This is a genomic window from Nostoc sp., from assembly GCF_036917615.1.
Lineage (GTDB): Bacteria > Cyanobacteriota > Cyanobacteriia > Cyanobacteriales > Nostocaceae > Nostoc.
Window position 1 is genome coordinate 1 of record NZ_JBALCZ010000030.1, and the last position, 26,480, is coordinate 26,480.

The following is a 26,480-nucleotide window of genomic DNA, read 5'->3' on the forward strand; positions in this document are numbered from 1 at the left end:
AGCGAGTTAAGTGAAGCAATGATTTATGGCTCATTGATTCGTCTTATGGTCAGGCGAATGGCATCTTAAGCTTTTGTTTACGAATCAGCTCTAAAGTACGAAGTGTAACAACTTACTCTCAAGTAAATATAAAAGGAATGCATATATGGGGAAAGGGAGATTAGAAGCATTCAGCGATGGAGTAATTGCAATCATCATTACCATTATGGTGCTGGAAATCAAAGTGCCGCATGGGTTCGATTTAGCCGCGCTACGTCCGCTGATTCCAGTATTTCTGAGCTATGTGCTGAGTTTTATTTATATCGGCATCTACTGGAACAATCACCATCACCTACTACAAGCAGTCCGACACGTTAATGGCCGTGTCCTTTGGGCTAATATGCATCTGCTGTTTTGGTTATCGCTAATCCCCTTCGTCACTGGCTGGATGGGCGAGAATCACTTTGCCGCCATGCCAGTTGTGCTTTATGGTACGGTGTTGTTGTTGGCTGCGATCGCTTACTTCATTCTTACCCGCGTCCTCATTTATCACCAGGGTAAAGATTCGGCTCTAGCGATCGCAGTCGGTGGAACCTTTAAGGAAAAAGTATCGGTGGTGTTTTATGCTGTGGCAATTCCACTTGCATTTGTGAACTCATGGTTTGCCTGTGCCCTATACGTTATGGTTGCAGTTATCTGGCTTATCCCCGACCGTCGCATTGAAAAGACTCTTATTCCCTAAATGTATTTGTTCAGTATGTGATTGTATCGCCCTACAATCCGATTGTATCGATTCACAATCCGATTGCATCGACTAGCAAACAAACCCACCCTTTTTTTTACCTTGCCCTATCTAAAAACCTTGCCCCAATCACACAGAGGTATCCTAATAGGGTTCGGATAAGCTGTTGAGGCTCTTGAGGAAAAAGAGTTATTGAGCAATAATTCTTTCTCAAAAACTGCTCAAAAACTGCTCTTCCTCTCAAAAACAGCTGGCCTCAACTGATAACTTTCTTGGAGGGTTGAGGTTGGTTATCACTCAATACGCTTGGGTTAAGCATTTTTTCTCTCCCCCTGCTTCCTCTGCTCACGTTACTGGCTGAGGTTTTGAAACAGAGAATATCGCGTTCATGAAGATAGCTTTGATCATCTCACGCGGCTCCACCGTTTACACGGATGTTTTGCCCAGTGATCCATCTAGCTTCGTCGCTGGCAAGAAATGCTACTACGTCGGCGATTTCTTCAACCTCTCCCAGTTTACCAAAAGCAGCCATTTGGGCTATATGGTCTATCTGTTCTTGTGTTTTGCCTTCTCGGAATAGTTCTGTATCGGTGGGGCCAGGAGAAATAACATTGACTGCGATCGCCTTTGCACCCAATTCTTTAGCTAGTACCCGCGTGATTTGTTCAACAGCACCCTTGGTTCCTACATAGGCACTATAAGTTGGCAGCATCATCACCGTGGTTGATGAGGAAAAGTTGATAATTCGTCCCCCTTCTGCCATGTGTTGCGCGGCTTGTTGGCAAGCAAAATAAGTGCCTTTGACGTTAATGGCAAAAATTTTGTCGAAATCTTCTTCTGTCACCTGACTAATTGGTTTATAGAAGATGATTCCGGCATTGTTGACCAAAATATCGAGTTTACCGAAGCGTTCAAGTGTTTGCTCAAATAACCGTTGGATGTCGGGTACTTTGCTAACATCAGCTTGGATAGCGATCGCTTCTACTCCCAACTTTTCAATTTCTGCAACAACTTCCTGTGCTTTGCCTGCATTACCCGCATAGTTAACGACAACAGATGCGCCGTTACCTGCTAATTTTAGTGCGATCGCTCGTCCAATTCCCCGCGATGCACCAGTGATAATTGCGACTTTTCCAGCTAAAGATGCCATAGATTAATCTAATTTTATTTTGATTCACCAAAGTGATTATCTGCTGTCATTAGTCATTAGTCATTAGTCATTAGTCATTGGGTATTAATTATTTCTTCCCTGCTTTTCCTGCCTCCCCTACCTCCCATGCTTCCCATGCTTCCCATGCTTCCCCTGCCTCCCATGCCTCCCCTTAATTAAGATTCTGGAACGATCGCAACGCCATCCCTGAGATTGAGCAACCCTGAGATAATAACTTTATCTTCCGGCTGTAATCCTTCAATAACTTGGTAATTATTACCTTTGATCTCGCCTAGCTTCACTCGCCTTTGCCGAGCTACTTCTTGGGATACACCTTGGGGAGATTTTTCGGTTTCAACTACATAGACAAAAGTGTCCCCAGCTATACGAGTCATTGCTGTTGTGGGGATTAAAACTCCAGGGCGCTGATTCCAGAACACTCTAGCCCTTACCAATTGATCTGCACGTAGCTGACCATTAGGGTTGTTAAAAAGTGCTTTGATCAGTATCTCTTGTGTTTGATTACTGGCATTAGGTGCAATGAAATATACCCTACTTCTGCCTAGCTTTTGACCTTGTGTGTTCATGACCTCCACTGGCATTCCTTTACGCAATAGGGCCCCTTGCTGTAGTGGCACTAAGATATTGACTTCTAAAGGTCGATTTTGTGTGATATTAACTAATTGTGTGGAAGTATTAACTAAATCACCGACTTTCACTGCGATGTTGCCAACTGTGCCACTAAAGGGAGAGGTAATTTTGTCATACTGAAGTTGGACTTGTTGTTTTTGAGTATTTACATTACCTTGCTGCAAGGCTTTTTCAGCCTGCAATATGATAGTTCGTTGTGCTTCAATCCTAGAATTAATTGCATCAAGACTAGTCTTAGCAGTGGCGAGTCTATCAGCATACTGATTGCGAGTCTGTCGAGACACGGCTCCTTGTTCAGCTAGGGTGACCAACTTTTCGTAGTTCTGCTGATACAATTGCACATTCGCAACGTAGGATGGTCGTTGTGCTTCCAGAGATTTGAGTGTAGCGCGGGCATTTTCCAGTTGCACTAAAAATCCTTGAGGCACAGGATTGCTTCCACTGACATCCGCTTGTGACCTAGAATCTACTTGAAGAATTGCCGTTCCTGGTGCAACTGGATCTCCCGATTTGACAAATATCTGGGTAACTTGGCCCTGAATCCTTGGCTGGAGCGTAACTGAGCGCTGGGACTTTAGGCTAGCAATAAAATCTGAACTTTCCTCAATGATGCCGCTTTGTACTGTCGATATTTTGACTCTTACCCCTAGAGGTTGAGCATTAGCAGTTGAAGGCGCTGAATTTTGCGGAGTTAGCAAACGCCAAACTATAGCTGTTCCGCCCCCGAATAATAGTAGTGCAGGTAAAAATAACCAGAGCCACCGCCGTTGTCCAGAAGGTGGCTCAAATGGGGTTTGTGGAGGTTTGTCTCCAAAATCATTTTGAGGCTCAGGGGATGTCATGGCTGATGAGGAACTTAAGGAATAAATTAACTAGAATTCAATCAAAATTACACCTGTTGATATTGAAATTACTGATTTGGCATGAGGTTTTGTGGCAAATTATGTGTTATATCATCCAAATTATACAGTTTTGATAATTCTGTCTAAATCTACCCAAAGGTCAACTTGTCGCAACGAGGAGTCCCTCACTAACCGACGGGTTAGTGGCGCAATGTTCGCCGCTTTGGGACTAGGGACTGGGGACTGGGGACTGGAGACTGGGGATTGGGAAAAGTTTTTCACAATTTGGTGGTTGCTCATTACCCACCATCAAAATTTTTCGATTTAGCACCCAATCCCCAATACCTATCGCATTCGCAAAAGCACAGTTACTGGCTTAAAATCTCTTGCATAAGCCTTGCTTTGTAATGATATTGTCATTAAAATGATACCAGGTGACAAAGCCGTGCTGGTCATCTCTTTGCAAAACCTTCTCCAAAAGTGAGAGGCAACGCCTTTGACAACTCATCACCTAACATTTTGACAGGACAAAGTACTCAGCAGCAAAAAATTTTGATTCTGACAGCTATTCCCCACGATCTACGCTTAGATCGGGAGATTCGAGAAATTGAGGAAGCCATCCGACGATCTGTCAGACGAGACTTCTTCGAGATTCGTGTCAGGACTGCTGTACGCCCTCAAGATATTCGTAGGGCGATCGCAGAAGAGCGCCCCCAAATTGTCCACTTTTGCGGACACGGCACAACAGATGGCAGCTTGGTTTTGGAGGACGATGGGGGCAACAATAAAAACGTCTTACCAGATGGGCTGGCGGCATTGTTTAAGTTGCACGCCAATTACGTAAATTGTGTACTACTCAATGCCTGCCATTCAGCAAAACCTGCTCTTGCAATTAGTCAGCACATTAATTATGTCATTGGAATGAATCAGGAAATTAATGACAAGGCTGCAATTGCATTTGCTCAGGGTTTTTATGATGCTTTGGGGTATGAAGCTTTAGATAATCAAGATGTTTTTCAAAGAGCTTTTGATGAAGGTTTGGTAGCTATTCAACTAGAAGATACTTTAGAAGGACAGATTCCAGTTATTCAAAACAAAGCAATAACTGAAACTAATTTACAGGTTAGCTTTCCTGGCGTTGAGTTTAAGCAGGAACTCAACAAGAATTTTGCAGAGATTTTAGAATCTATTTCTACTAACCCAAATCTTGGGAGGAAAGCAGATTACACCAAGTTAGAAAACTTCTTGAAAGCCCAGCAGTGGAAAGAAGCTGACTGTGAAACATATCGGATAATACTCCAATTTGTGGGGCGAGAAGAACAGGGTTGGATGAGAAAAGAAGAATTATTAAATTTTCCTTGCATCCATCTTAATTGGATTGACTATCTCTGGCTCAAGTATAGCAATAGTAAATTTGGCTTTAGTGTACAGCAGCGAATTTGGCGTACCATTGGCGGACAACCCAGCAAGTTCGATGGCGTTATTCACCGCAAACTTGCTGACTACTTGGGCTGGCGACAGAATCATGATTGGTTAAGATATGATGATTTTACTTTCAGCTTGGAGGCTAAAGAAGGACATCTCCCGTCCTTTGGATACAGTGTTCAGCGCTGGGATGAGTGGGAGCCAAGTTTTCGCAGTTTTTTTCTTCGCTTTAGTGCTTGTGTGAAAGAAAAAGTTGTAGATTGAAGAAAGAGTTAGCGACTTCGTAATTTTTATTAGCGCTCAGAGGAAATTGCTTATTAGATATCTTACGAGGATGTTTGAAAAGTGCTCTTGTTGGTAGCCAAACGTTCTATAATTTTCCTAAATCCCCCGATAAATTGGGGGACTTTGATTCCGGTTACCCCTTAAAAAGAGGAGCTAGGGCAGGGTGGTTTCATACAAGCAGAGAAAAACTAAAACTGGGTTTCAAAGCCTCTCTCCCCGTGGGGGAGAGGAATGGAAGTGGGGTAAAAAGCCATGCCACTTTCACGATAAATCAAGACTTATGTATTTTTCTTTTTTCGGATGAAACCACCCTGCTTAAAAAGAGGGGCTAGGGGGGATCGGTAAGTGCCAAAAATCAGAGCCAACCACTTTTCAAACAACCTCTTAAGAAAACGTAAATTAACATACCAAATCAATACTCATAATTCCCTTCCCAGCAAAAAATATGGAGTCAACTGCAATATGAATCCCTTGGATCTTCTTTATGGTTCAGTCGTAATTGGTGAGAATGAAGTTGGGATTGTCATCAAAAAAATTAATTCTAAATCTCCTAACTCCACTCTTTCAACCCATCAACTTATTGCTCTAAATGGTGAAGCTGGTTGCCAAGCAGATACACTCTCCCCTGGTTTGCATCAAGGCTATTGGCCTTGGATACATACCATTCTCAAAGTGCCTGTAATTAAGATTCCTGCCGGAGAAATTGGGCTTGTCATTGCTAACTACGGTAGCTCAATTCCACCAGGGCGAATTTTAGGTAAGTTTGTTGAATGCGATAATTTCCAGAATGCCCGTGCTTTTCTAGAAAATGGTGGTGAAAAAGGTCGGCAGCTAGGCATCTTGACTGGTGGCACTTACAGGATTAATACCAAGCTATTTACAGTGATTACTTCAGTGAATGCTTTTGATTATCCTATGAACCCAAAGGATTTGCGGGTGCATACAATCGAAGCAGACAGAATTGGAATTGTTACTGCTTACGATGGCACTCCAATTAAACCAGGTGAAATTGCTGGCTCACCTGTATCAGGTCATGATAATTTCCAAACCCCGCAGAAATTTATTGATGGTGGTGGGTGCAGAGGTTTACAAGAGGAAATTTTGCCATCAGGCTCTTGGAACTTGAATCCCTGGTTTGTCAAGGTTGAACAAGAGGGAATGACTAATATTCCAGCAGGGACAGTAGGGGTAATAATCTCCCATGTTGGCAAGACTCCTGAGAATAATCTTGGTAGTGAACCTGTTGAACTTGGCTACAAAGGTGTTTGCAAGACTCTACTCTATCCTGGTAAGCATCCTATTAATCCCAGAATCATGAGTGTGGAAATAGTTCCAACTCATGATGTGACCCTGAATTGGACAAATAAACAAAAACCACCAACAAACTACGACGCACAACTCCATGCTTTGAAGCTGCGTTCCAAGGATGGATTTTTCTTTGATATCGAGGTGACACAGGTTATTAGTATTGCTGGACAAGATGCTCCCAAAATGATATCTCGTGTTGGTTCTTTGGGAAGCGAGGTATTAGAATCAGAACCAACGGTTGGGCGTACTACTGGTTTTATAAATGCTATCAAGTTTCGCTCAATCAAAAATCTTGTCACCAGGGTACTAGAGTCAATGATTGACAATTACTTTCGTAATTCAGCCCAAGATTACGAAGCCCTGGACTTTCATGCTAATCGCAGCGACCGACAAAGAGAAGCTATGGACCATATTAAATCAGCCCTCAGTGCTTATGGCGTTCAAGCCGTTGGCACGTTTATTAATGAAATTGATTTGCCTGATGAATTAGAGAAGATTCTCATCAACCGTAAAATTGCAGAGGAGCAGCGAAAGACTTATCAGCAACAAATATTCACAGAAATCGAACGCCAAGAACTTGTCCGTGCAACCGAGTTGGCAGAGGTTCAACAAGATTTGGTAAGGAAAGAAAAGGGTGTGGAAATTGCCAAACTGGAAGCTGAGGCGCAAATGGAGAAGGCTAAGGCAGATTCACAGACGCACCGGATGATGGGAGAAGCGGAGGCAGATGTATTGAGAGAAGGAGCTAATGCTCTTGGTCGTCAAGAATACACATCTCTGAGAATGATTGAGACGGCAGGCGAACACCAAATGCGCCTAGTACCGGATGTTGCAGTTAATAACAGTGGTGGCAATGGTTCGGGCTTGCTTGATGGGTTGATAGCCACAACATTAAGAAACCAAGCAATTCAGCAACAGCTAGTCCAGCAGTCTATGAAATTAGAGAGTTCAGCGCCATCGGCTGCACTTCCTCAAGGACAAATTATTTGTACTCATTGTGGGACTAAAAATCCGTCGTCTCACAAGTTTTGCTCTAAATGTGGTGTCGCTCTAACTATTGAATGTGATGTAGAAAAAACTTAGCATATTCCTTAGTTAAGCTAAACCACATCTAGTTTGCATAATCTGAAATTGTACATTTCTTGTGGAGTAGGCGTCTCGCCCGCCCAATATATGTAAGTTAAATGTGGAACAGCTTATCAACTGTTTAGACTTTTTTTTAGCAGAAATTTGCTGAAAACACGTAAGAATGCAATAATGGTCATTATTTACATAAATTGTTTATGGCAATAGCTCCACAATACCAGCCAATTTTAATAAGACTAGCTATTTCAATGTGAAGATTTGTACTATGAAATAAATGGCATTTTAACCCAATCTTGGTATTTTGGATGAGGCGATCACTTAATTTCCAGTCCAAAAATTTGGAATTTACTGATAATCTCTTTGTTCAATTCCAGACGATGCCTGAAATGCCGTAAAAACTTTGATAGTACAGATGCTCACTTTGAAAGAGCTAATCCTAAAAGGTACACGTCAGATTGCTAAATGTGCAATCTGCTGTGTATGTTCCAGAAGAGCATCCCAATTTTGCAAATCTACCAAGATGATCAGTTGTCATTGCCAATGAAGCGTTCGCGGCAGCGTCTCGTAGAGAAGCGGAATGTTCGCCCTTGGTGTTCCCGAAGGGTAGCAATCGTAATATCCGTACTCTGCGATTGCTTCTCTTCGAGACGTTCCGCTCGCAATGACAAATTATGTTTTTACACATTTGGGATACTCCCTGTTCCAGTGGTGTTGTTTGGTCAGTAGCGACAAAAGCAGTTGTACCACTAGGGCTTCACAAAAGGAGGAAGTAATTCTATGCAGTTGCGATTTAAAGTTCCATTTCTAGTTACCTTAGTTGTTTTCGTAACGTCTATTTTTCTAGCATTCTCTTCCTACCAGTCAGCATATAAATCGATTGATGCTGCTGGAAAACAGGAATTGCAAACAACAGCAAATCTAATCCAGAATAGTATTCAGGAGCAAAGTACAAAAGCCTTAGCTCGGGCGGATTTAATTTCTCGTTTACCCCCTATTCAACAACTATTCCGTACCAACAACCGAGAGCAACTACTCGAGACTATACTACCGTCGTTTGAAGAGCAGAAAGCTAGCTTTGGTGTTGCGGACGCACAATTTCACTTGCCTCCTGCAAGATCATACTTGCGAGTTTTTACTCCAAATGATGGAATTAATGAAGACCTGAGTAGTTTCCGGGAAACGGTTGTGCTGACGAATCAAAAGCAGGAACGTCAAAGCGGTGTAGAAATTGGGCGGCGGGGATTGGGTATTCGAGGAGTTGTTCCTGTCAGGGATGCTCAGGGCCCCATCGGTAGTTTTGAAATTGCTCTAAGTTTTAAGCCTGTTCTGGATGCACTCAAAAAAGTCACTGATTTTGAGGGAGGTGTCTTTGTGGATGACAAACTCATGTCTGAAATCGCCACACAAGTTGATAAACCTGATAGTGAGCGCATTATTGGAGGATTGCGGAATCAAGATTCTACAAACTGGCAGGTTATCCGCTCTCTCGTCTCCCCTGACCTACTGACCAAAGCTAATGATGTAACGTTGAACATTCAGAACATTAACGGGATGGACTATGGCATTGCCCTCGTTCCTCTGCTGGATTTTAAAGGAAAAAAAATTGGTGTGATTGTCGCTGGGCGCGATTTCCAATCCTTGACTAGTCAAGCTAGAGCAGTTCTGGTGAATAATATCGTTTTGGCAATCTTCCAGGTGATTGTGCTGACAGGAACAGTGTCAGTACTGTTCAATGGCTTACTGATGCGTCCCATACTGGCACTGGGTAATCTAATTGCAAATTCAGCTAGGGATGATGTCTTCATCACTGTAAACGACCTATCTACTCGTCAAGATGAAGTTGGACAGATTGCCAGAAGTTTTGAACTATTACAAAAGCGGTTTACAGATATGAAAAAAGAAGTTGGGCTTTTGAGAAATAATGGTTAATCGTCATTACATTAAAGTTTTGTTAGGTCTTTGTCTGAGCTTGATACTGTGGGGAGTCAGTGCCCAAGCACAAGAGAAAGTGCCTAATACTGCAATAACTACAGCTAAACCCGTAGCCGCAAGTACAGTTAAACCCGTAGCTGCAAGTACAGTTAAACCCGTAGCCGCAAGTACAGTTAAAGCTGTGATTGGATTTCCTGCCAACGTTCCCAACCCATTAACGGTAGGGGTTGCATTGATTGTCAACAATATCTCTAAAATTAATGAATCAGGAGGCACATTTACCGCCGATATTGACTTGCTGCTTCGCTGGAAAGATCCTAGACTGGCTTTTAATGTCAAAACGGTTGGTGTAGACCAGCAGCAGTTTAATGGTGAGGAAGCGACAGCTAAGTTAGCAACGCTGTGGACTCCCCAGGTAAAAATCACTAACTTGGCAGAGAAACCTCTGCGCCAAGAAGACGGATTATTTTTGTATGCTGATGGTAGAGTAGTCTACAACCAACGGTTAACTGCCACTTTTGAAAACAAGTTAGAACTGGCATCTTTTCCCTTTGATACCCAGGCTCTAACGATCCGTCTGACTTCTTCTAGCTACAGTATAAACAAAGTTATCTTTGGACAAGAGCAATCTGATATCGATTTCTCCGGCTTGAGTCAAGAATTGCAACTATCAGGTTGGACTCCCAGTAATCTTGAGTTTGTGTCCTCTCGGTTTAGAGGGTGGGATGGAAATTTTTATCCTCAAATGGAAGCTCAGATTATAGTAAAAAGAAATTCTGCAAGTCATATTCCGGGCTTGTTTATTCCGTATTCTTTGATTCTTTTGTTGCCAACTATTGTATCTCTGTGGGTAACGACTACGGATCTAGAGCAGCGAGTAAGTTCTTGGGCTGGCAGCATCTTAACGCTGCTGGCCCTCAGTTTTACTCTGGCTATTCGTTATCCAATACTCGGGCCAGAGAACATTTTTTACCAGATTATCTGGACTGGCTTTGGATTTCAGTTTCTAATGCTAGTAATTACCGCAACAGTAATGAACCCTGCATTGCAAAGTATCTTCGGAGACAAATATATCATAGCCGAACTAATAAACTTTTTGCGCTGGAGCCTCCCTCTGGGATTAGTAATTTTCCTTAGCCGTATGGTTCTACTCTCTATGGTTTAAGGGACTTATTGGCTGGTGAATTGAAGAGATGAGTAAATCCCAACTGCCAATTAAAATCGCAATGAGTAATGCAAGTTCATTAAAAACTTTATTCTTATAAATGTTTAATATGCTATCAAATGAGCAACGTCGTAGATTGGAAAAGGAAAGAGATTCACTCCAAAATGAGTGGGATATTAGAAATGATAGATTGATGCGAATACGCAAAACCCTGGCTATTGAAACTGACCCATCAAGTCAATTTAAATACGAACAGCAAATTCAAAATGAGGATAATGAGCTTAAGAGACTTACTGACAGGTTAGATGAAATTGAAAAGCAATTGCAATCTGTGGAACACAAAGCTTTAAATACTCAAAATAAATCTGATAATTCGGATTTAATAAATAAAATTTTTCTAAAAGCTAAAAAAGTAACACCAGAGTTTTTGGAGAAAGTACCTGAAATTGAAGGATACTCTAAGGCAGAAGTTGTTAATCAAATTTATGAGATGTTACAAGATGGCTATCTTGAGGCACTGCCTTTAAATAGTCAAGCAAGCCAATATCCCGAAGATTTTCAAAACATAAAAATCACTCGAAGAGGACGTGGTTTTCTTCGTAACCAGTACGAAGGATTGGTGCAACAGCAAAAAATATTAATTTTGACAGCAATTCCTCATGGACTGCGTTTAGATAGAGAAATCCGAGAAATTGAAGAAGCTATACGACGAGCCACTAATCGTAATTTATTTGAAATTCGCATTAGAACTGCTGTACGTCCTCAAGATATTCGTCGAGCTATTGCAGAAGAACAGCCTCAAATTGTTCATTTTTGTGGACATGGCTTGGAAGATGGCAGTTTGCTATTAGAGGATGATGGGGGAAATAATAAGCCAGTTACACCAGAAGGGTTAGCATCACTATTTAAGTTACACGCCAATTATGTAGATTGTGTACTACTTAATGCCTGTCATTCAGAAAAAACTGCTATAGCAATTAGCCAATATATTAATTATGCAATTGGCATGAATCAGCCGATTGAGGACAAAGCAGCGATTACATTTGCTCAAGGTTTTTATGATGGACTGGGTTTTCAAAACTCAGGTAATAAAGATTTATTTCAAAGAGCCTTTGATGAAGGTATTGTTGCCATTCAAATGGAAAACCTTTCACAAGGGTTAATACCAGTTTTAAAAAAAACTTTAAAATAACATGAAATAAAACAATTCTCATATCTGATAATTGTTGTCAGACAAGAAATTTCAGGAAGCTGACAAAGAAACTTTTAGGATAGGATTATTGCAACGGGTGGTAATGTGCATCCGTGAGAGGTTGAAATAAAATACCTTTCGTCAAATGCCACAAAAGTTTCTAATTTTTCTCTGATAAGAGTCATAGAAGAGCGTATAATCAGCAACGCCCACACTAGATTATTACAAAAGTATAGTAGCGATCGCACTCATGGTTAGCACTTTTGTTCAATTAACTGTAATAACTGTTCCCACACTCTCATTCGCCGATCTATCCACCGCACACACGGCATAAGTTCCCGCTAGTTGGACAGTAGCGAAGGTTGTGCCAGCAGACAAAATTCGCTGAATTGTCCAAGTATCACCACTTTGGCGATAAAGTGTCCAAGAACGAACTGGTTGATTATCACCAGGCTGCCAACTCAGTTTGCGGTTATTGACTTGTAGTCCAATGGGTGGAGGGGGTGGGGTTGTATCCTGCCAGGACAAAGTTGGCGGGAGCGCAGGTTTGTTATAAAGCAGACTTTGGAATTTATCAGCAATGCCTTGACTATTTTGCGTCAAAACAGCGAGATTAAAGAAGATATTCCCCAGTGACAACTGTCCAGCTTGGCTACGACTAATTTTCACCTGCTTTTCAATCTCTTCACTTTCTCGACTCTTGTTGCTTGGTTCTGTCAAATTGTTACCAGCATAAACGTGTCTTTGCTTTGTATTTACCTGTGTCCACCACTTTAGCAACGCCGAATAACTTTGTTGTGGTTGGTCTGTGCGCCAATAAAGTTGAGGCGCAATATAATCAATCCAGCCTTGTTCTAACCATTTCTTCGAGTCAGCATACAGCACGTTGTAAGCATCCAACCCAGTAATCCCAGTGGGTTGTCCGGGGCGATAAATCCCAAAGGGACTAATACCAAATTTAACGTCGGGTTTGGTTGTTTTAATTCCCTGCCAGAGGCGCTGTACCATTTTGTTAACATTGTCGCGTCGCCAGTCGCCAAGGCTGAGTGTACCGCCAGCTGCTTTATATGCAGCGTAGGTTTTGTCATCGGGGAAAGATTGTCCCTCGATGGGATATGGATAGAAATAATCATCTAAGTGAATGCCATCAACATCATAGCGCTTCACTACGTCGATAATTACGTTGTAAGCTCTGTCCTGAACTACTTTCAGTCCTGGGTCCATCCAGCGTTGAGTTTTCCACAAATAAACGCTTTCTGGATTGGTAGCTGCTATGTGGGGACGGACAGTTTTGGCTGGGTCGGTGGAAGTGCTGGCGCGGTAGGGGTTAAACCAAGCATGAAGTTCAATGTTGCGCTTGTGACATTCTGCGATCGCAAACGCTAAAGGATCATAAAATGGTTCTGGTGCTTGACCCTGAGTTCCTGTAATCCAAGCACTCCAAGGCTCTAATTTTGATTCATACAAAGCATCTCCCTCAGGTCGCACCTGGAAGATCAGGGCATTGAAGTTTAACGCTTGTAATTTACTAATAATCTCGCTAAGTTCGGCTTTTTGTTGGGCAACAGAAAGTCCCGCTTTGGAAGGCCAGTCACCATTCCACACAGATACTACCCACGCCCCCCGGAATTCTCGGCTATGATTTACCCTAACGCTACCGACAGGTGTAGGTGTTGGCGTTGGTGTTGGTGTAGGTGTCGGCGTTGGTATCGGTGTCGGCGTTGGTGTTGGCGTTGGTGTTGGTGTGGGTATTGGTATCGGCGTTGGTATCGGTGTAGGTATTGGTATCGGTATTGGCGGCTGCACTAGGTAACTAGAGGCAATTTTTTCTGCTTCACCTAAATACACCAAAGCTTGATAAATAATCACTGCCACATCTGCACGGGTGGCTGCGAGATTGGGATTGAGTAATTTCAGATTTGGGAAACTAACCACCAATCCAGCGCTGGTGGCAATAGCTACCTGATTTATACCATACCCAGGAATCTGAACAGAATCTTGATAAATTTCTGGGAGTGCTGAGAGGAGATCAGGTTTTACTTTGGTGGCAATTTCTAGGCCTCCTACCAAAGAAACTAAAACTTCTACTCTAGTAATTCGGTTAGCGGAACGGAAACTTTTATCAGGAAAACCGCTAATAAATGCTTTTTCGTAAGCTACTTGAATGGCAGCTGCTGCCCAATAATTCGTGGGTACATCAACAAAGGGGACATATTGCCGCTTCTTGGTAACTGTGGGAAATGCCTTAGCAATGATGGCGGCAAATTCAGCACGAGTGAGTGAGTTATCGGGGCGATATGTGCCATTAGGCGACCCACTGACAATACCACGTTGGGCTAAGGCTGTAATAAATGAGCGTGCCCAATGGTTTTGAATATCCGAGAATGGAGTAGCAATAGATACCATTGTTGATTGCAGCTAGCTGGCCTTGATTTTGATTTCCTTAGTTAATTTAGCAATTTTGTTGGCGTAGGTGTAGCCAGCCGTAGGCATCGCTGCTGCAATGTATTATAAAATATGCGAATACTTAATATTAAGTAAAAATACTGTTGCAAAAAGCAAGTTACTAGATTTAAAGTGGTTAATTGAATGCTATAACGCTGACAGGACTGTTAAAATAGTAGCGACTACCCCAAGTTAATATTTAAGTTCTCTAATCAGACATCTTATAAGTAGTAAGTAGCGAAAGCCTTTTATGCATTATAGGCTGTAAATTAGGCGCTACTTATTTACTAGTTTATTGTACTCGCTTGCTTATGGGTTCTATAGAAGGATAGTCAACGTGTATACAAAAGCTAGAGCAAGTTACGGACTTCTTTGCTTAACGGGCTGCTTTGAGGTTTCCGTACTAAAGCAATCATGCTTCACAGGCACGGCGAGGAGTTTTGAGGGCTGCATGAGTCAGTTGCTACTTTCTTGATTGTAAAAAGCCTTATTACACAAAGATTATAGGAGAGTGGCATTGAAATATATAAAGGCAAAACAGCCTCTAACTCGAAGAATTAATTCAAAAGCAGCCGTTTGAAATTTTCTCAAAATAACTCAATTTATGGACAAACTAAAAGATACAACAAATAGCAAAATATTCAGTATAGACTTAGTTTTTATCGCCCTCTGCTTCTTCATCGGGTTAGCTGGATTTGCTTATGTTTTGGCAATATTGCCAGGAATTACAGAGTCTACAACAGTTAAGTCTCGAACCTGCATTACTGGTGGCTGGAAATTCGGATTGATTATCACCCACGTTTTAACTTTTTGCCTCATCCCTTTAGCGATGAGAATTTTTTACCAAAGTTTAAACAATATAGGATTCCCACTGAGAACAATTTTTGCTTCTCAGTTAGCTCTAGCTTTTATTATGGTAGCAATAGGCTCAGAGATTGGCTGGCACGTTACGCAATGTTGGTATTATCAAAACGATTTCACAATGCTGAACTTCATGTTCTACTTTTTCTTGATTTCAGCATTTGCTTTGTGGTCGGATGGATTGATTGAGAAGACTACCGGAATCACTAATTTAATCAACATTGTGTTTGCAATTAGTTTATTAATTGTTTCAATTTTGTACCCTTTAGGCTATGAAGCAAGCAACGATAACTTTAAAGTTCCTATCTATATTGCACTTACTCTGGTTTTTAGCGTATTGACTTATCGTGGCTATAAGGTTCTCCTAGATTGGAAAATTATTCTTGTGCCAATTTTTTCAGTAGGAGTTAACTTAAGCTTTGTCTTTCTTCTAGATAAGTTTGGTGGCAATCCTTATACTGATCCTCAAGTACTTTACAATCCTTTATTTCATATCCTCCACGACTTATTAGGAACAGAAGCAGGAGTAGCTATATTTACTTGGTTAATTTACATGAAAGGCATTGCTCCACAAAATATCAAAGAAAAATTAGCCACCCAAAAATAAGGTAAGTTCAAAACTCTACGTTTCTTACAAACAGCACATTATCCATAGCTTGCTTCATCGTCAGGATACCTTAATATGCCTTAAGAATATTGGATAATTTATTTTACATTATTCTTAAGTCTATGCAAAAATCTGAAAAAGTTGCGAATTAATCAATATTTACTGATATCTTTAGACTCCTTATCTTAATGTCGCAAAATAATATATTTATGGAAAATAATACAAGTTTTAATCTCCCGGAAATTTGGCCTCATCAGCAAAAAGACGGCTATAAAATATACCAGTCTGGCAGCCATATAAAAGCGAACTTTATTCGAGTTTTTGTACCTGATAATCCTTATCATGACAAACAAGGTAAACTGAAGTTGATTGCTTACTTACACGGTTTTGGTTTATGTATGCCGCAATTCTATGAAGCTCATTTAGAAGTATTAGCTAAAAGCGGCTATTACATCTTTTTTCCAGATTTTCAAAAAAGTGAATATCCCAACTGTATAGTTGCTGAAAAAAGACAAGAAGCCAATATAAAAAAGCCTCATTTGTCGCTTTGGGCTTATAGAGCTTTTAAAATTGCGACTAATAATAGAAGTTCAAAATTAAATAAGTTTCAACCTGAAGACTTGTTCAGCACCGAAGAAGAACGGACATCGCAAGAGGTTCCTACTATTCAAGGAAATTTAGACGAACCTAAGCGATTTGATTACCTTCGCACTTCCTTGGCTGTAGCAACGATTATCCTAATCATAAAATTTATTTATACTTGGTTCAATCACACATATGGCAAGAATCTGATTGACTTGATTTCTACTGTTGGTTTCAGTCTTGCACATAAACCTTCAGAGTGGATAAAAGACGCGATCGCTTTAACCGAGCAATCTTGGCAATATCTGTGCAGAGTTAATCCCCAACTTGCTCAACAAGAGTTTGATTTCTATGTATTTGATCATTCTCTAGGAGGATTGTTAGCCTTGAGTTGGCCTATTTATATCTGCGGTGAAAATCAACAAAAGTTTTTTCCCCAACAAATTATTACTGCTGACCCAGCACCAAATACGGAGATGGGAATTCCTCGGATAGCCATCTGTATTTTAAAACTGTTTCGTTCTCCGTTTGCAATAGCGCCAATCAATATTAGTGATATTGGTAGTCAGTTAAATATCCCCATTGGGATTATGCACGGAGCAGATGACAATATTGTTAAGCCCCAGTCTTGGGTTAACACATCATTCTGGCAACCAAAATCTAACTTTGACTATATCGCTAGTCAGCAGAAGAAAATCTACTTTTCGCTCTCCAACAAACAGCATCACCCTCCTTTGATTGCCTTTCATAACCAAGCAGTAACAGACACGACTTATTACGATGATGCTTTATTTAAACATTTTGGTGGTGTCAAGAATGGGCCAAATGATTATGATAACCAATACGTCTGGCCTGGACTGAGCCTAGTTGTCGAAGACCAAGTAAGAGTTGATCAGTTACTCAGTAATTTCCCTCTACAAACGATAGAAGTCAAAGATAGTTTGCCGCCTAAAGAATGGGATCTCAAATTGATTGCTACCACGATCTTAGCTGTATTGGCTTTAGGTTACTGGTTATTCTCGCACTTTGGAACTGTTTTTAATCGGTAATTAGGGCTGGTACGATGAACAAATGTTACTCATTAAATAGGGCTGTTTCATTCCATCTCAAACAGGATTTGTCAAGATGGTTAGCAATAAAAATCATAAGTATGGGTGGCGACGAAATAGACTTTTAAGCACATAAATAACAGTATAATTGTCTGTTCTTTCGATACGCAAATAGCAAAATCATCAATTTTAAATTGCTATAACGCTTGATTTTTATAGCTTTTTAGGGAATGAAACAGTCCTGCCACAGGCGGGGGGATCTTATCCGAACCGTATTGGATAGCCGCCCGCCGACTTGGGCCAAACAGGTGACTCTTCCCGATGCCCCATGCCCCATGCCTACTTCGTTTTAAGGGACTGACAAATAAAAAAATGTATCGGGATGCATTGGCATTGCAGAAGAACGCATTAACAATGCATAGGGATACATTGGCATTGCAACAGATTGCCAAATTTAATTCGCTACGAATTAATGAAATGCAGTACTAAGTCGCTTTTGCAGATTGGTCAGAAGGATTCAAAGTAGAACGCGCATTCAACGCCAGCATCACGCGTGAAATGCCAGTGAAAAGAATGCTGACACCGACTAGTATCCCTAGCAGCCCAGGCGCATCAAAGGGCCACTGGAACCAAATCATTGCGCCTAAGACCAGCGTAATAATGCCATCACTTAGTATCCACGTCCAGTTCTGTTGCGGACGTAGCTGGAATGCCAGAATTAACTCAAATGTGCCTTCAGTTAGCAAAAAGGTACCAAGCAACAGAGTTAGTGTGAGAACACCTGTAAAAGGATAAACAAACAACATCACGCCCGTTGCAATATAGAGTCCGCTCAATAGAAGTTTCCAAATAAAACCTCCTCGCTGGCGGGTTTGAGTGGCGTAAACTAGTTTTGTAAATCCCGCAGAAATCAAAATCACTGCAACCCAAGTCTCGGCGAATATGGTCGAGATACTAGGCAGTGCGATCGCAACAACTCCTAAAATAGTCAGCAGAACACCAGCTATTAGCGACCCATTAACATCCTTGTTAATATCTCTAGAAACATCAGTTGTCATACAAATCTTTTCCCTATGCTTAGACTCAACTCTACATTTAGGTTAGGGAATTTCTAAGTAATAGAGTATGAACCCTAAGATAGACTCATCAGTATTAACTTAATCCTGATTACGATTAAAATTCACGACTATTGATGCACCAAACCAATCATCTGATGACAACTGTATTGTCTCTAAGTAACCCTCATAAGAGTTCTGCAAGATTGCTTAGGCGTTCATAAACAGAGATGAGACGATCTCCTTCAAGTTCAACAGAAGTATTTGGATAATTCTGAATGGCTCCAAGCAGTGTAACTTCACCATTTTGTTTAATAGAAGCACTTAAAGCGCTTCGCAGCGCCTGCTTATCTAATTGTCCTGCGGGAGGGTGAACTACCTCACCAATTTGGTCAACTAAAATCGGCCCTGCCCAGCTAGACAGTAAGCTATTTAAAAAGGCAGGATCGGCTTTGATTGGGGCTTTTAGTGCCTTACGAGCTACTGCGGGGTCTTGTTTAGCCGCCTGCAAATAAGCCGTTAACGTCGGCGTAGTCTTGCCAGTTTCTGTAAATTGACTTAATTCTTGAACAGATATTTGCCCTTGAAAAGTACCATACTTTAAAACAACTTGCTCGGCAGCATTAGCATTAGTACTTGAGAGTAGAACAATAGCACCTATGCCTAAAGCTACTGTTGGAGTGAGTAACTTAGTGAATTTCTTATTGTTTAATCGATTGAAAAGCTGAGAAATCTGCATTTTGTCGAACTTTATAATGGTGTGGAGCATACATAGGCACAAAATGCCCAAGCATTATACTATTTTACGAAATTCCTGCTACAGATACATGATTAGGGGCGTACATCTTTACACCCTTACAGCTAATTTATTTGTTGCAAAGATTTTTGGAAATGGTGTTATTAAGCCTTTTCATTAGGCGAAGCTGCATGAGGTAGTACAGATTGCTCTTCGTCTAAAGTTGGTGCAGGTATGCCCAAATGCTTCCTTGCAGATTCTTCAGCTAGCTTTCGGTCTTGCTCGTTCTCGAACTGACTCTCATCTAACAAATGATGGTTTTTTACCGCTTCATCTCGGCTTGGTCGATAACCATTTTTCCACCTGTACTTCCAGTCCATAATTTGAAAAGCAAATATACTGCGATTTTATTTCCTAGTTCTTCATCGTAGACGCTTAATGAAAAATTATACTCCTGCTATAGGTTGAAGAGGCTCATTCAAAGGGTACAAATTTAACATCATCTTAAAGTAATAATACTCGAATCGGTAGGATTTGCTAGATTAGCACGCTGATCACAAGACATGAGTGGCGATCGCAAATATAATAACTATGGTCATCACCTGCGATCACTGCTGCAATATCTGATTAACTTTTATTATTGTTCGTTTGAATCAGCTAATTAATATCAGACCAAATCGAATTTTTATTACCGATAAACAAATTATTTTATATCAAGCAAGTAAAATAAAACCGGAAAAATCAACAGAGGTGATTAATCAAGTTATTGAAATTATCCAGTAGTGAAAAAAGCAAAACTGATTTGATTTTTAGGGTGCGATCGCATACCTACCAGTAGTAGGTGATGGGCTATGCTCTGCTAAGAGCGAGCGCAATTATAAAATCTAGATTTTGATTGTTACCAATAATCTATCAATTCATGTTAAAGAAACATCAATTTTATCTATTTTTTCCCAGGAAGTTCTATATCCATTCTGCCTACATGACCAGAAGCAGCAAGTTTCCTGTTAGAAACCACCTTTAGTTAATGACGGCAAATATTTCAAACTAAACTATTTAATTATACCTGCAATTCAGAAATAAATTTGCAATAGACGCCCATCAGCAGCGCTCATAACGCCGACTGAAAGTAGACTTGCAAGATATGTCCAACTAGAAGCGTAGTCAATAGCTAAATTCATCACCCTAAAGTTACAGAGACGTTTGAATTTAGTGCGAAAACTCGAAAATTTATGTCTAAAGAAATAAGTGCAAAATTAATAAGGAAGAGGCGATTCGCATCGCCCACGAAGCGATTGACAACGGCATCACCTTCATGGATAACGCTTGGGAGTATAACAAGCATCGTAGTGAAGAGTGGATGGGAGAAGCGTTGCAAGGGCGACGAGACAAGGTTTTTTTGATGACGAAGGTTTGCACCCACGGACGCGATCGCCAAGTGGCAATGCAGCAACTTGAAGAATCTCTGCGTCGTCTCAAAACTGACCACCTCGACTTGTGGCAAATCCACGAAGTTGTTTACTACAACGATCCAGAGATGATTTTTCGTGCCAACGGGGCAATTGAAGCTCTGGATCATGCGAAAAAAGAAGGTAAAGTCAGGTTCGTTGGCTTTACGGGTCACAAAGACCCCGCTATTCATCTAAAAATGCTCTCGTACAATTACCCATTTGATACCGTGCAAATGCCGCTTAATTGTTTTGATGCCACCTTTAGAAGCTTTGAGCGACAGGTGTTACCAGAACTTAACAAACGGGGAATAGCGGCGATTGGCATGAAAAGTCTCAGTGGGAATGCTGATGCAGTAAAAAAAGGTATAGTGACTCCCCAGGAAGCCATCCGCTATGCCATGAGTTTACCGATCGCTACACTCGTCAGCGGTATTGATTCTCTAGAAGTACTACGGCAAAATTTAGCGATTGCCCGTGGCTTTCAACCGATGCAAGGAAAAGAAATGCAAGCATTGCGTGATCGTTGCGCTCAATATGCTGCCGATGGGCGTTTTGAACTGTTCAAAAGTTCCAAGCAGTTTGATGCTGATGAAGGCAGAATCCAACATGGCTTTCCACCTCAAAGCCAAATGCAGACGTAAGACGGGAAAATAGAATTTATGCCTTACAAAGAGATTGCAGACTTACCAGATTCAGTCAAAGAAAACTTACCCAAGCACGCTCAAGAAATTTTTCGGGCTGCATTTAACAATGCTCAAGAAGAATATGGTGAAGAAGAGCGTGCCTTTCGTGTTGCTTGGAGCGCGGTGAAACGCGATTACGAAAAAGGCAATGATGGGCATTGGCACAAAAAGCCAGAATAGCTCGGATGGCATTCAGCAGTTTTATTGTTGCACAAAAAAACTTAAGGAAGGATAAAATTTAGTTATGATCAAACAAAAAATAATTATGGCTGCGCTTGTAGCCATTGGCGCATTTACCGCTGCATCTGGACAAAATATAACCACAGCTCAGTCAAATCAAACTCCAACTAGATCAACTCAGAATGCTGTCAGTTCTACAGATAAACAATTTGTTACCCAAGCTGCTAGGGGCGGTATGGCAGAAGTACAGCTTGGGCAGTTGGCTTCGCAACGGGCGGTAAAGAAGGAGGTGAAACAGTTTGGACAGGGTATGGTTCAAGATCATACTCAGGCAAACACTGAACTTAAACAATTAGCTACCCAGAAAGGTATTACTCTTCCTAAAAGCATCGGCCGTGAGAATAGGAAAGTGAAGGCTAATCTCTCAAAGCTTTCTGGCACGACCTTTGACCAAGCATATATGAACCAGATGGTTAAGGATCATGTTAAAACTGTATCCTTATTCCAGCGTGAGGCAGACCAAGGACAGGATCAAGACTTGAAAGCTTGGGCAACTAAAACTTTGCCGACTCTGGAAGAGCATTTGCAACACGCTCGCGCCCTTACAACTCAATCTCCTAGAAGTGCCAAGTGATCAAATAATCCGATCACTTAATTTTACCTCACCACTACGGCGATAGAGCAGTTGTCAAAGAAGCAATTACTATAAATATCAGTTTTAATCACTCTTGGATTTGGATGTAGACGCCAGTAAGGTGTCTACATATTTACCCTATCTTTCATATTTTCCGCGAGGTCTTATGAATTACCTTGTTGCAGTTTTACCAGATCGAATACAAGCAGAAGCTGCCAACTCTGCTCTGCAAAAAGCAGGCTTGCCAACTTCACAAGTGAATATTTTAGGCGATGGTTATTTAAGTGCTGATGAATTTGGACTGATTAATCCCGACAAGCAAGCCCGCAAACAATCAACTCGGCTCTTATCGTGGCTTGTACCCTTTGGATTTGTTGCAGGTTATGCCTTCAACTATCTCACAGAAATTGAAATATTTCCCCAGGTTGCTCGATTTGGCAATGAATTTCTTGCTGGGATTTTAGGAGCGATAGCCGGTGCCTTGGGCGCTGCTTTAATTGGTCGAGGAGTCGGCTCAACAGTTGGCAGTGGCGATGCTTTACCCTATCGGAATCGTTTGAATGCTGGCAAATATCTGATTGTAGTTACTGGAAACGAGGATTTAACACGCGAAGCTACGCGCGTACTGCGTCAATTTGAACCAGAAAATGTTCAAGGCTATACAGACTTTTCACAAAACAGCAAACTTGTGGGGAATTAAGTCAAAATTTGGGAGTTATAAATGTGCGAATGTGCGATCGCTATTTTGTCATTGCGTTCGCCCTACAGCCCTTCTCTAGGAGAAGGGTACGGAGCGTGGCAATCCCAAACCACAAGCGAATTGCAACTCTACCAGACGCACTCGCATTCATTCCATTTCGTTTGATAAAAGTTAATCTACATCGGGTTCAACGCCGAGCGATGTCTAACGACAAGCCGCTTCGCGTCTACGCAATTGTGCAATCAACCGTTCAGCCCGTTGTCTTTCTTGTTCAGCTCGTTGTCTTTCTTGTTCAGCTCTTTGGCTTTCCTGTTCTGTAGAAGTCAATACCCAGCAGCCTGTCCAATCATACCACCGTAACCACGGCTGTTCTACATCTTGATAGCGTCCCGGCCACACACCTAAGCCTAATTCTAGTTCTGGTATCCAAAAGCGTGACTCTGACAGGGCTATCTCAGTATAACGACCGCCATCTAACTTAAATACCTTTAACTCATATTTGTACCGATCAAATACTGCATAATAAGGAACACGCAAAATCCGTTCATACACTTCCCATTTTCCTGGTGGTTGCTTGATATCCCGCAATGTCTGCCCCAAGTCTTCCTTTTCAGTTCCTGGAGACAGCAATTCAACCACAACAAAAGGATGAACTCCCTCTTGCCAAACAACATAACTTAAGCGTAAATCCCGTTGTTCATAGAGACGGGAAACACCTAAAACGGCAAACCAATCTGGTCGTTTATACCACAGTGGATGGCGCGGATCATAATAAAGATTCAAATCGCTAGCAACAAATATCTCGTCGCTAGGATAATTCTGTGGACGAAAGGTTTCGTCTAACAAACGAGGTTGCAATAAATGAAACTGATCGGGCAAACCAGGCTCCTCAGGGTCTTCACTGGGAAGATCATACATGGTCGGCAATACATCTTTTGGCGATCGCGGCGGATCGGTTTGATACATCTTTTGGCAGTCCTGATGATGAAACTCTCAGTTCTATTATGATTCAATTGTTTTTGAGTAACTCAACACCTTGCAGAACGCGGCAGCATAAATTTATCACCCTCGTCGGCTGCTTTCTTTTCCACGAACCAGGGGGAATGATTGCACATCTTTGACATCGAGAAGTTCTGGACTAAAGGAAATCACCACTTCTTCAATGAGTTGAGGTATCTTAGCAAGAATATTCTTCAAATAACACTAAACCATACTTATCGCCAGTAGGCAAAAAGCCAATTCCTGGATCAACGGCTTGGGCTGCTTGGTTATTATGACCTGTAAACAAGATAGCGTGTTCTACTAAAAGCGATCGCGCATCTAACAACGAGCCTGCTATTGTAAGTGTACCGGGAACAGGGAGATTACCGTTAAAGAGGCAAACTTGGTGAACTTATCAAGAATTCAGAATTCAGGAGTCAGCCGAAGTTTAAGCAAAGGGGAGTAGGGAATCAGGGAAAAAAGAATAACTAATACCCAATGCCCAATCCCCAATGCCCAAGTATTATGCAGTCACTGCCTCACGCCGATTGTACCCAGAAGCGTCTCCTTTGATAGCCTCACTTTGTTTACCATCGATACCAACTGGGAGATCGCCGACAATTGTCACTCGTTGAACGTGGCGGGGCTGGTCGCCGTAATCTGCGATCGCTACATTCACACCCTCACTATAGAGTGCTTTGGCGATGGCTAAACCAATTCCCGCACTTCCTCCGGTGACAATCGCTGTTTTACCTGATAGTTTTAGTTCTAAGCTCATACAAAGTTACCCTCAAAAATGTAATTTACTTGCGAACCAATAATATTGCCGATTGAGAGCCTGTATTGTGGATACCCAAGATGACTTGGCTTTCTTCAGATGTACAACCCAGAAGTATCTTCATTTCTGTATCCCGTTTTTCCAAGTCAACACTACAAATAACGGCAGTTACTGTTTGACTAGACAAGCTACCTATCCAGACATCAATATCATTTCCATCTCCAGAATGAGTATCTTGTAAATATCCATAATCCAGCGGATAAACGAAAGATGGATAACGTGGATGTGATGTCCCTTTTGGGCGATCTATCTTGAGATTACTAGCGGCTACAAGCTGATCTAATTTGAACCAGAAGTCAGCATAATTCGTAATACTCAATTTGAAATGTGCAATACAGCCTTGCCAGGAAAACGCCTGTCCAGTAGTTGTTGCGCTACGTCAGCTATTTGTGTCCAAGAAGCTTCTAAATCAATGTGAGGACGCAACTGACCTGCTTCTACTAGATTCAAAAGCCGTTTTAGACCGACTGCGGCTGATTCAAATCTCAATTCATCAAACAGACGTAAACCATACAGGTTTACGCTACCAGTCCCAAAAAATTGGGCAGCATTGAATGTTACTTCTGCTCCCCCAGATACTCCATACAGCACAGTTTTTCCATCCTGTGCCAGTAAGCCAAGAGCTACCCCCAAAGTCTTGCCACCCACTGACTCTACAATTAGATGATAGGGGCCATACTCGCTTGCGGGTGAGAGGTCTTCACCAATCACCACCGATTGTGCGCCTGCTTCTCTAACTAAAGTCTCATAGGCAGCTTGACGAATATATGCCACGACGTGCGCCCCTGACAGCCGCGCCAATTGGATAGCAAAGTAACCAACACCTCCTGATGCAGCTGTAACCAGAACTGGGCGACCTAACAGCGAACCGCCTTTAAGTACAGCATGATACGCGGTTAAACCCGCGACAGGCAGTGTGGCAGCTTGAGCAAAGGATACCGATGGCGGCACTTCTGCTAAGGCGTTGGTGGGAACAGACACGAGTTCTGCCCAAGCACCGGCATGGCGAAAGCCAACTACACGCGCCCCTTGGGGAGGCCCTGAACCATCGGCAGCGGAGGTTTCCACCACGCCTGCCAAGTCCCAACCAGGCTGCCAACCAGCTTCAGCAGAAGTTGAACGTTTCACCTCTCCCCGATTCAGGGAAATTGCTGCTACCCGCACTAAAGCTTCATCTGGAGCAGGCTTTGGTGCAGTCACTTCACTCAGTGCCAAACGCCCCGGCACATTGGGGTCAACAATCACAGCACGTATTTTACTCATAAAGAATGCCTTGGCTTAGAGATAAATTTCTAGATCGGTAGTTCACAATGTACTGCCTACAATAATAAACTCGACAGATTAGCTAGTCCTTCTTAACCCCAAATCCCTACAACTAGGTTAATGATATTTAATAATCTACGGTAAATCGATAAATTTATAGTATTTTAGAGGACGTAGAAAGAAAACTATCACAAGATAGACAAAAGAATCAAGCACTCTACGAAAAGATTTGTTTCATCAATGCTTGCATTTATTGGTACGTTGTAAGCTAGTCGCTGTCAACCTCCTACTCTACGATCAGCCGCCTTCCAGGCGTCTAGGGATTTTACTACGTAGTACAGGAGTATTCAAAAGGAAGAATTTTTATCTGATGAAAATCAAACGTTATTTCTGGATAGCTATTTTAACTATCACTGCACTATTAGTTGCTATTTCGCCAGGTACAACTCAGCAAGGTACGTCATCCAATACTCTATTTCAAACATCTACAATTAGCGCTTTGGCAGTAGGAATTTTTGACGGTAATACTAATTTTAAGCAGTTGAGAAAATATGGTAATTTTGGTTTAGAGCTGATTCGTAAACAAAAGCTTAAGATGCCATTCGCCTGACCATAAGACGAATCAATGAGCCATAAATCATTGCTTCACTTAACTCGC

26 protein-coding genes are annotated in these 26,480 nt (G+C 41.7%); 14 read left to right on the forward strand and 12 right to left on the reverse strand.

Features of this window, described 5'->3' with window-relative positions:
• Positions 1–145 precede the first annotated feature (145 nt).
• Positions 146–721 (forward strand): TMEM175 family protein, encoded by a 576-nt coding sequence (locus V7K85_RS11260; RefSeq protein WP_334813588.1) that lies wholly within the window; start codon positions 146–148, stop codon positions 719–721.
• Positions 722–1,130: 409 nt separating this feature from the next.
• Here the strand turns inward: V7K85_RS11260 and V7K85_RS11265 are convergent, their stop codons facing one another.
• Complete coding sequence (locus tag V7K85_RS11265; protein WP_334813590.1) at positions 1,131–1,871, reverse strand: SDR family oxidoreductase; 741 nt, start codon at positions 1,869–1,871, stop codon at positions 1,131–1,133.
• A gap of 176 nt (positions 1,872–2,047) precedes the next feature.
• Positions 2,048–3,364 carry an efflux RND transporter periplasmic adaptor subunit gene (locus V7K85_RS11270; RefSeq protein WP_334813592.1) on the reverse strand — a complete coding sequence of 439 codons (1,317 nt, stop codon included), beginning with the start codon at positions 3,362–3,364 and terminating at the stop codon, positions 2,048–2,050.
• Between the two features lie 91 nt (positions 3,365–3,455).
• Between V7K85_RS11270 and V7K85_RS11275 the strand changes: the two genes are divergently transcribed.
• The 3 genes from V7K85_RS11275 (at position 3,456) to V7K85_RS11285 (ending at position 7,465) form a co-directional block, all read left to right on the forward strand.
• Positions 3,456–3,692: a hypothetical protein gene (locus tag V7K85_RS11275; RefSeq protein WP_334813594.1), complete on the forward strand. Its 237-nt coding sequence runs from the start codon at positions 3,456–3,458 to the stop codon at positions 3,690–3,692.
• 191 nt (positions 3,693–3,883) lie between these two features.
• On the forward strand, positions 3,884–5,053 hold the full coding sequence (locus tag V7K85_RS11280; RefSeq protein ID WP_334813595.1) for a GUN4 domain-containing protein: 1,170 nt from the start codon (positions 3,884–3,886) through the stop codon (positions 5,051–5,053).
• 483 nt (positions 5,054–5,536) lie between these two features.
• Positions 5,537–7,465, forward strand: coding sequence for an SPFH domain-containing protein (locus V7K85_RS11285; RefSeq protein WP_334813597.1), 1,929 nt, complete (start codon positions 5,537–5,539; stop codon positions 7,463–7,465).
• Positions 7,466–7,992: 527 nt separating this feature from the next.
• On the opposite strand, the gene V7K85_RS11290 is transcribed toward V7K85_RS11285, so the two are convergent.
• Positions 7,993–8,136 carry a hypothetical protein gene (locus tag V7K85_RS11290; RefSeq protein WP_334813599.1) on the reverse strand — a complete coding sequence of 48 codons (144 nt, stop codon included), beginning with the start codon at positions 8,134–8,136 and terminating at the stop codon, positions 7,993–7,995.
• Positions 8,137–8,245: 109 nt separating this feature from the next.
• Between V7K85_RS11290 and V7K85_RS11295 the strand changes: the two genes are divergently transcribed.
• The 3 genes from V7K85_RS11295 to V7K85_RS11305 all read left to right on the forward strand — a co-directional run bounded on the left by V7K85_RS11295 (position 8,246) and on the right by V7K85_RS11305 (position 11,757).
• The gene (locus V7K85_RS11295) at positions 8,246–9,397 is read left to right on the forward strand and encodes a cache domain-containing protein (RefSeq protein WP_334813601.1); all 1,152 of its coding nucleotides are present in this window, start codon (positions 8,246–8,248) and stop codon (positions 9,395–9,397) included.
• Positions 9,390–10,565 (forward strand): hypothetical protein, encoded by a 1,176-nt coding sequence (locus tag V7K85_RS11300; protein ID WP_334813603.1) that lies wholly within the window; start codon positions 9,390–9,392, stop codon positions 10,563–10,565. The genes V7K85_RS11295 and V7K85_RS11300 overlap by 8 nt, the downstream gene beginning before the upstream one ends.
• Before the next feature lie 109 nt (positions 10,566–10,674).
• On the forward strand, positions 10,675–11,757 hold the full coding sequence (locus V7K85_RS11305) for a CHAT domain-containing protein (protein WP_334813605.1): 1,083 nt from the start codon (positions 10,675–10,677) through the stop codon (positions 11,755–11,757).
• A 267-nt stretch (positions 11,758–12,024) separates the two neighbouring features.
• Here V7K85_RS11305 and V7K85_RS11310 read toward each other — a convergent pair whose 3' ends face one another.
• On the reverse strand, positions 12,025–14,163 hold the full coding sequence (locus V7K85_RS11310; RefSeq protein ID WP_334813607.1) for a glycoside hydrolase family 10 protein: 2,139 nt from the start codon (positions 14,161–14,163) through the stop codon (positions 12,025–12,027).
• 643 nt (positions 14,164–14,806) lie between these two features.
• On the opposite strand from V7K85_RS11310, the gene V7K85_RS11315 reads away from it, so the two are divergent.
• Both V7K85_RS11315 and V7K85_RS11320 read left to right on the forward strand, forming a co-directional pair.
• Positions 14,807–15,670: a hypothetical protein gene (locus V7K85_RS11315; RefSeq protein ID WP_334813609.1), complete on the forward strand. Its 864-nt coding sequence runs from the start codon at positions 14,807–14,809 to the stop codon at positions 15,668–15,670.
• Between the two features lie 209 nt (positions 15,671–15,879).
• Positions 15,880–17,301 carry a hypothetical protein gene (locus V7K85_RS11320; protein ID WP_334813611.1) on the forward strand — a complete coding sequence of 474 codons (1,422 nt, stop codon included), beginning with the start codon at positions 15,880–15,882 and terminating at the stop codon, positions 17,299–17,301.
• Between the two features lie 485 nt (positions 17,302–17,786).
• Here V7K85_RS11320 and V7K85_RS11325 read toward each other — a convergent pair whose 3' ends face one another.
• From V7K85_RS11325 to V7K85_RS11335, 3 genes are all read right to left on the reverse strand, one after another.
• Positions 17,787–18,359, reverse strand: a complete 573-nt coding sequence (locus tag V7K85_RS11325) for an HdeD family acid-resistance protein (protein ID WP_334813613.1) — start codon at positions 18,357–18,359, stop codon at positions 17,787–17,789.
• A gap of 184 nt (positions 18,360–18,543) precedes the next feature.
• Complete coding sequence (locus V7K85_RS11330) at positions 18,544–19,095, reverse strand: alpha/beta hydrolase (protein ID WP_334813614.1); 552 nt, start codon at positions 19,093–19,095, stop codon at positions 18,544–18,546.
• 161 nt (positions 19,096–19,256) lie between these two features.
• Complete coding sequence (locus V7K85_RS11335; protein ID WP_334813616.1) at positions 19,257–19,472, reverse strand: bromodomain-containing protein; 216 nt, start codon at positions 19,470–19,472, stop codon at positions 19,257–19,259.
• A gap of 875 nt (positions 19,473–20,347) precedes the next feature.
• Between V7K85_RS11335 and V7K85_RS11340 the strand changes: the two genes are divergently transcribed.
• The 4 genes from V7K85_RS11340 to V7K85_RS11355 all read left to right on the forward strand — a co-directional run bounded on the left by V7K85_RS11340 (position 20,348) and on the right by V7K85_RS11355 (position 22,740).
• The gene (locus V7K85_RS11340) at positions 20,348–21,184 is read left to right on the forward strand and encodes an aldo/keto reductase (RefSeq protein WP_334813635.1); all 837 of its coding nucleotides are present in this window, start codon (positions 20,348–20,350) and stop codon (positions 21,182–21,184) included.
• An 18-nt stretch (positions 21,185–21,202) separates the two neighbouring features.
• Positions 21,203–21,406, forward strand: a complete 204-nt coding sequence (locus V7K85_RS11345) for a ChaB family protein (RefSeq protein WP_334813618.1) — start codon at positions 21,203–21,205, stop codon at positions 21,404–21,406.
• Positions 21,407–21,470: 64 nt separating this feature from the next.
• The gene (locus V7K85_RS11350; RefSeq protein WP_334813620.1) at positions 21,471–22,040 is read left to right on the forward strand and encodes a DUF4142 domain-containing protein; all 570 of its coding nucleotides are present in this window, start codon (positions 21,471–21,473) and stop codon (positions 22,038–22,040) included.
• Between the two features lie 166 nt (positions 22,041–22,206).
• On the forward strand, positions 22,207–22,740 hold the full coding sequence (locus tag V7K85_RS11355; protein ID WP_334813622.1) for a hypothetical protein: 534 nt from the start codon (positions 22,207–22,209) through the stop codon (positions 22,738–22,740).
• Positions 22,741–22,944: 204 nt separating this feature from the next.
• Here the strand turns inward: V7K85_RS11355 and V7K85_RS11360 are convergent, their stop codons facing one another.
• The 5 genes from V7K85_RS11360 to V7K85_RS11380 all read right to left on the reverse strand — a co-directional run bounded on the left by V7K85_RS11360 (position 22,945) and on the right by V7K85_RS11380 (position 25,822).
• Positions 22,945–23,706, reverse strand: a complete 762-nt coding sequence (locus V7K85_RS11360; protein WP_334813624.1) for a Uma2 family endonuclease — start codon at positions 23,704–23,706, stop codon at positions 22,945–22,947.
• A 211-nt stretch (positions 23,707–23,917) separates the two neighbouring features.
• A complete protein-coding gene (locus V7K85_RS11365; protein ID WP_334813625.1) occupies positions 23,918–24,067 on the reverse strand; it encodes a hypothetical protein in 150 nt (49 codons plus the stop codon).
• Positions 24,068–24,244: 177 nt separating this feature from the next.
• Complete coding sequence (locus tag V7K85_RS11370; RefSeq protein WP_334813627.1) at positions 24,245–24,499, reverse strand: SDR family NAD(P)-dependent oxidoreductase; 255 nt, start codon at positions 24,497–24,499, stop codon at positions 24,245–24,247.
• A 25-nt stretch (positions 24,500–24,524) separates the two neighbouring features.
• Positions 24,525–24,878: a hypothetical protein gene (locus tag V7K85_RS11375; protein ID WP_334813629.1), complete on the reverse strand. Its 354-nt coding sequence runs from the start codon at positions 24,876–24,878 to the stop codon at positions 24,525–24,527.
• Positions 24,875–25,822 (reverse strand): zinc-binding dehydrogenase, encoded by a 948-nt coding sequence (locus V7K85_RS11380; RefSeq protein WP_334813631.1) that lies wholly within the window; start codon positions 25,820–25,822, stop codon positions 24,875–24,877. Before V7K85_RS11380 ends, V7K85_RS11375 begins: the two co-directional genes overlap by 4 nt.
• Positions 25,823–26,192: 370 nt before the next feature.
• Between V7K85_RS11380 and V7K85_RS11385 the strand changes: the two genes are divergently transcribed.
• Positions 26,193–26,432, forward strand: a complete 240-nt coding sequence (locus V7K85_RS11385; RefSeq protein ID WP_334813633.1) for an acetolactate decarboxylase — start codon at positions 26,193–26,195, stop codon at positions 26,430–26,432.
• Positions 26,433–26,480: the final 48 nt, after the last annotated feature.

What these genes read in the sequence shown, in the direction of transcription:
- V7K85_RS11310 (WP_334813607.1), bottom strand. Translation starts at nt 14,163, where the DNA reads ATGGTATCTATTGCTACTCCATTCTCGGATATTCAAAACCATTGGGCA.
- V7K85_RS11315 (WP_334813609.1), top strand. Translation starts at nt 14,807, where the DNA reads ATGGACAAACTAAAAGATACAACAAATAGCAAAATATTCAGTATAGAC.
- V7K85_RS11385 (WP_334813633.1), top strand. Translation starts at nt 26,193, where the DNA reads ATGAAAATCAAACGTTATTTCTGGATAGCTATTTTAACTATCACTGCA.
- V7K85_RS11355 (WP_334813622.1), top strand. Translation starts at nt 22,207, where the DNA reads ATGAATTACCTTGTTGCAGTTTTACCAGATCGAATACAAGCAGAAGCT.
- V7K85_RS11270 (WP_334813592.1), bottom strand. Translation starts at nt 3,364, where the DNA reads ATGACATCCCCTGAGCCTCAAAATGATTTTGGAGACAAACCTCCACAA.
- V7K85_RS11295 (WP_334813601.1), top strand. Translation starts at nt 8,246, where the DNA reads ATGCAGTTGCGATTTAAAGTTCCATTTCTAGTTACCTTAGTTGTTTTC.
- V7K85_RS11305 (WP_334813605.1), top strand. Translation starts at nt 10,675, where the DNA reads ATGCTATCAAATGAGCAACGTCGTAGATTGGAAAAGGAAAGAGATTCA.
- V7K85_RS11345 (WP_334813618.1), top strand. Translation starts at nt 21,203, where the DNA reads ATGCCTTACAAAGAGATTGCAGACTTACCAGATTCAGTCAAAGAAAAC.
- V7K85_RS11370 (WP_334813627.1), bottom strand. Translation starts at nt 24,499, where the DNA reads ATGAGCTTAGAACTAAAACTATCAGGTAAAACAGCGATTGTCACCGGA.
- V7K85_RS11325 (WP_334813613.1), bottom strand. Translation starts at nt 18,359, where the DNA reads ATGACAACTGATGTTTCTAGAGATATTAACAAGGATGTTAATGGGTCG.
- V7K85_RS11265 (WP_334813590.1), bottom strand. Translation starts at nt 1,871, where the DNA reads ATGGCATCTTTAGCTGGAAAAGTCGCAATTATCACTGGTGCATCGCGG.
- V7K85_RS11320 (WP_334813611.1), top strand. Translation starts at nt 15,880, where the DNA reads ATGGAAAATAATACAAGTTTTAATCTCCCGGAAATTTGGCCTCATCAG.
- V7K85_RS11300 (WP_334813603.1), top strand. Translation starts at nt 9,390, where the DNA reads ATGGTTAATCGTCATTACATTAAAGTTTTGTTAGGTCTTTGTCTGAGC.
- V7K85_RS11285 (WP_334813597.1), top strand. Translation starts at nt 5,537, where the DNA reads ATGAATCCCTTGGATCTTCTTTATGGTTCAGTCGTAATTGGTGAGAAT.
- V7K85_RS11335 (WP_334813616.1), bottom strand. Translation starts at nt 19,472, where the DNA reads ATGGACTGGAAGTACAGGTGGAAAAATGGTTATCGACCAAGCCGAGAT.
- V7K85_RS11260 (WP_334813588.1), top strand. Translation starts at nt 146, where the DNA reads ATGGGGAAAGGGAGATTAGAAGCATTCAGCGATGGAGTAATTGCAATC.
- V7K85_RS11380 (WP_334813631.1), bottom strand. Translation starts at nt 25,822, where the DNA reads ATGAGTAAAATACGTGCTGTGATTGTTGACCCCAATGTGCCGGGGCGT.
- V7K85_RS11350 (WP_334813620.1), top strand. Translation starts at nt 21,471, where the DNA reads ATGATCAAACAAAAAATAATTATGGCTGCGCTTGTAGCCATTGGCGCA.
- V7K85_RS11330 (WP_334813614.1), bottom strand. Translation starts at nt 19,095, where the DNA reads ATGCAGATTTCTCAGCTTTTCAATCGATTAAACAATAAGAAATTCACT.
- V7K85_RS11360 (WP_334813624.1), bottom strand. Translation starts at nt 23,706, where the DNA reads ATGTATCAAACCGATCCGCCGCGATCGCCAAAAGATGTATTGCCGACC.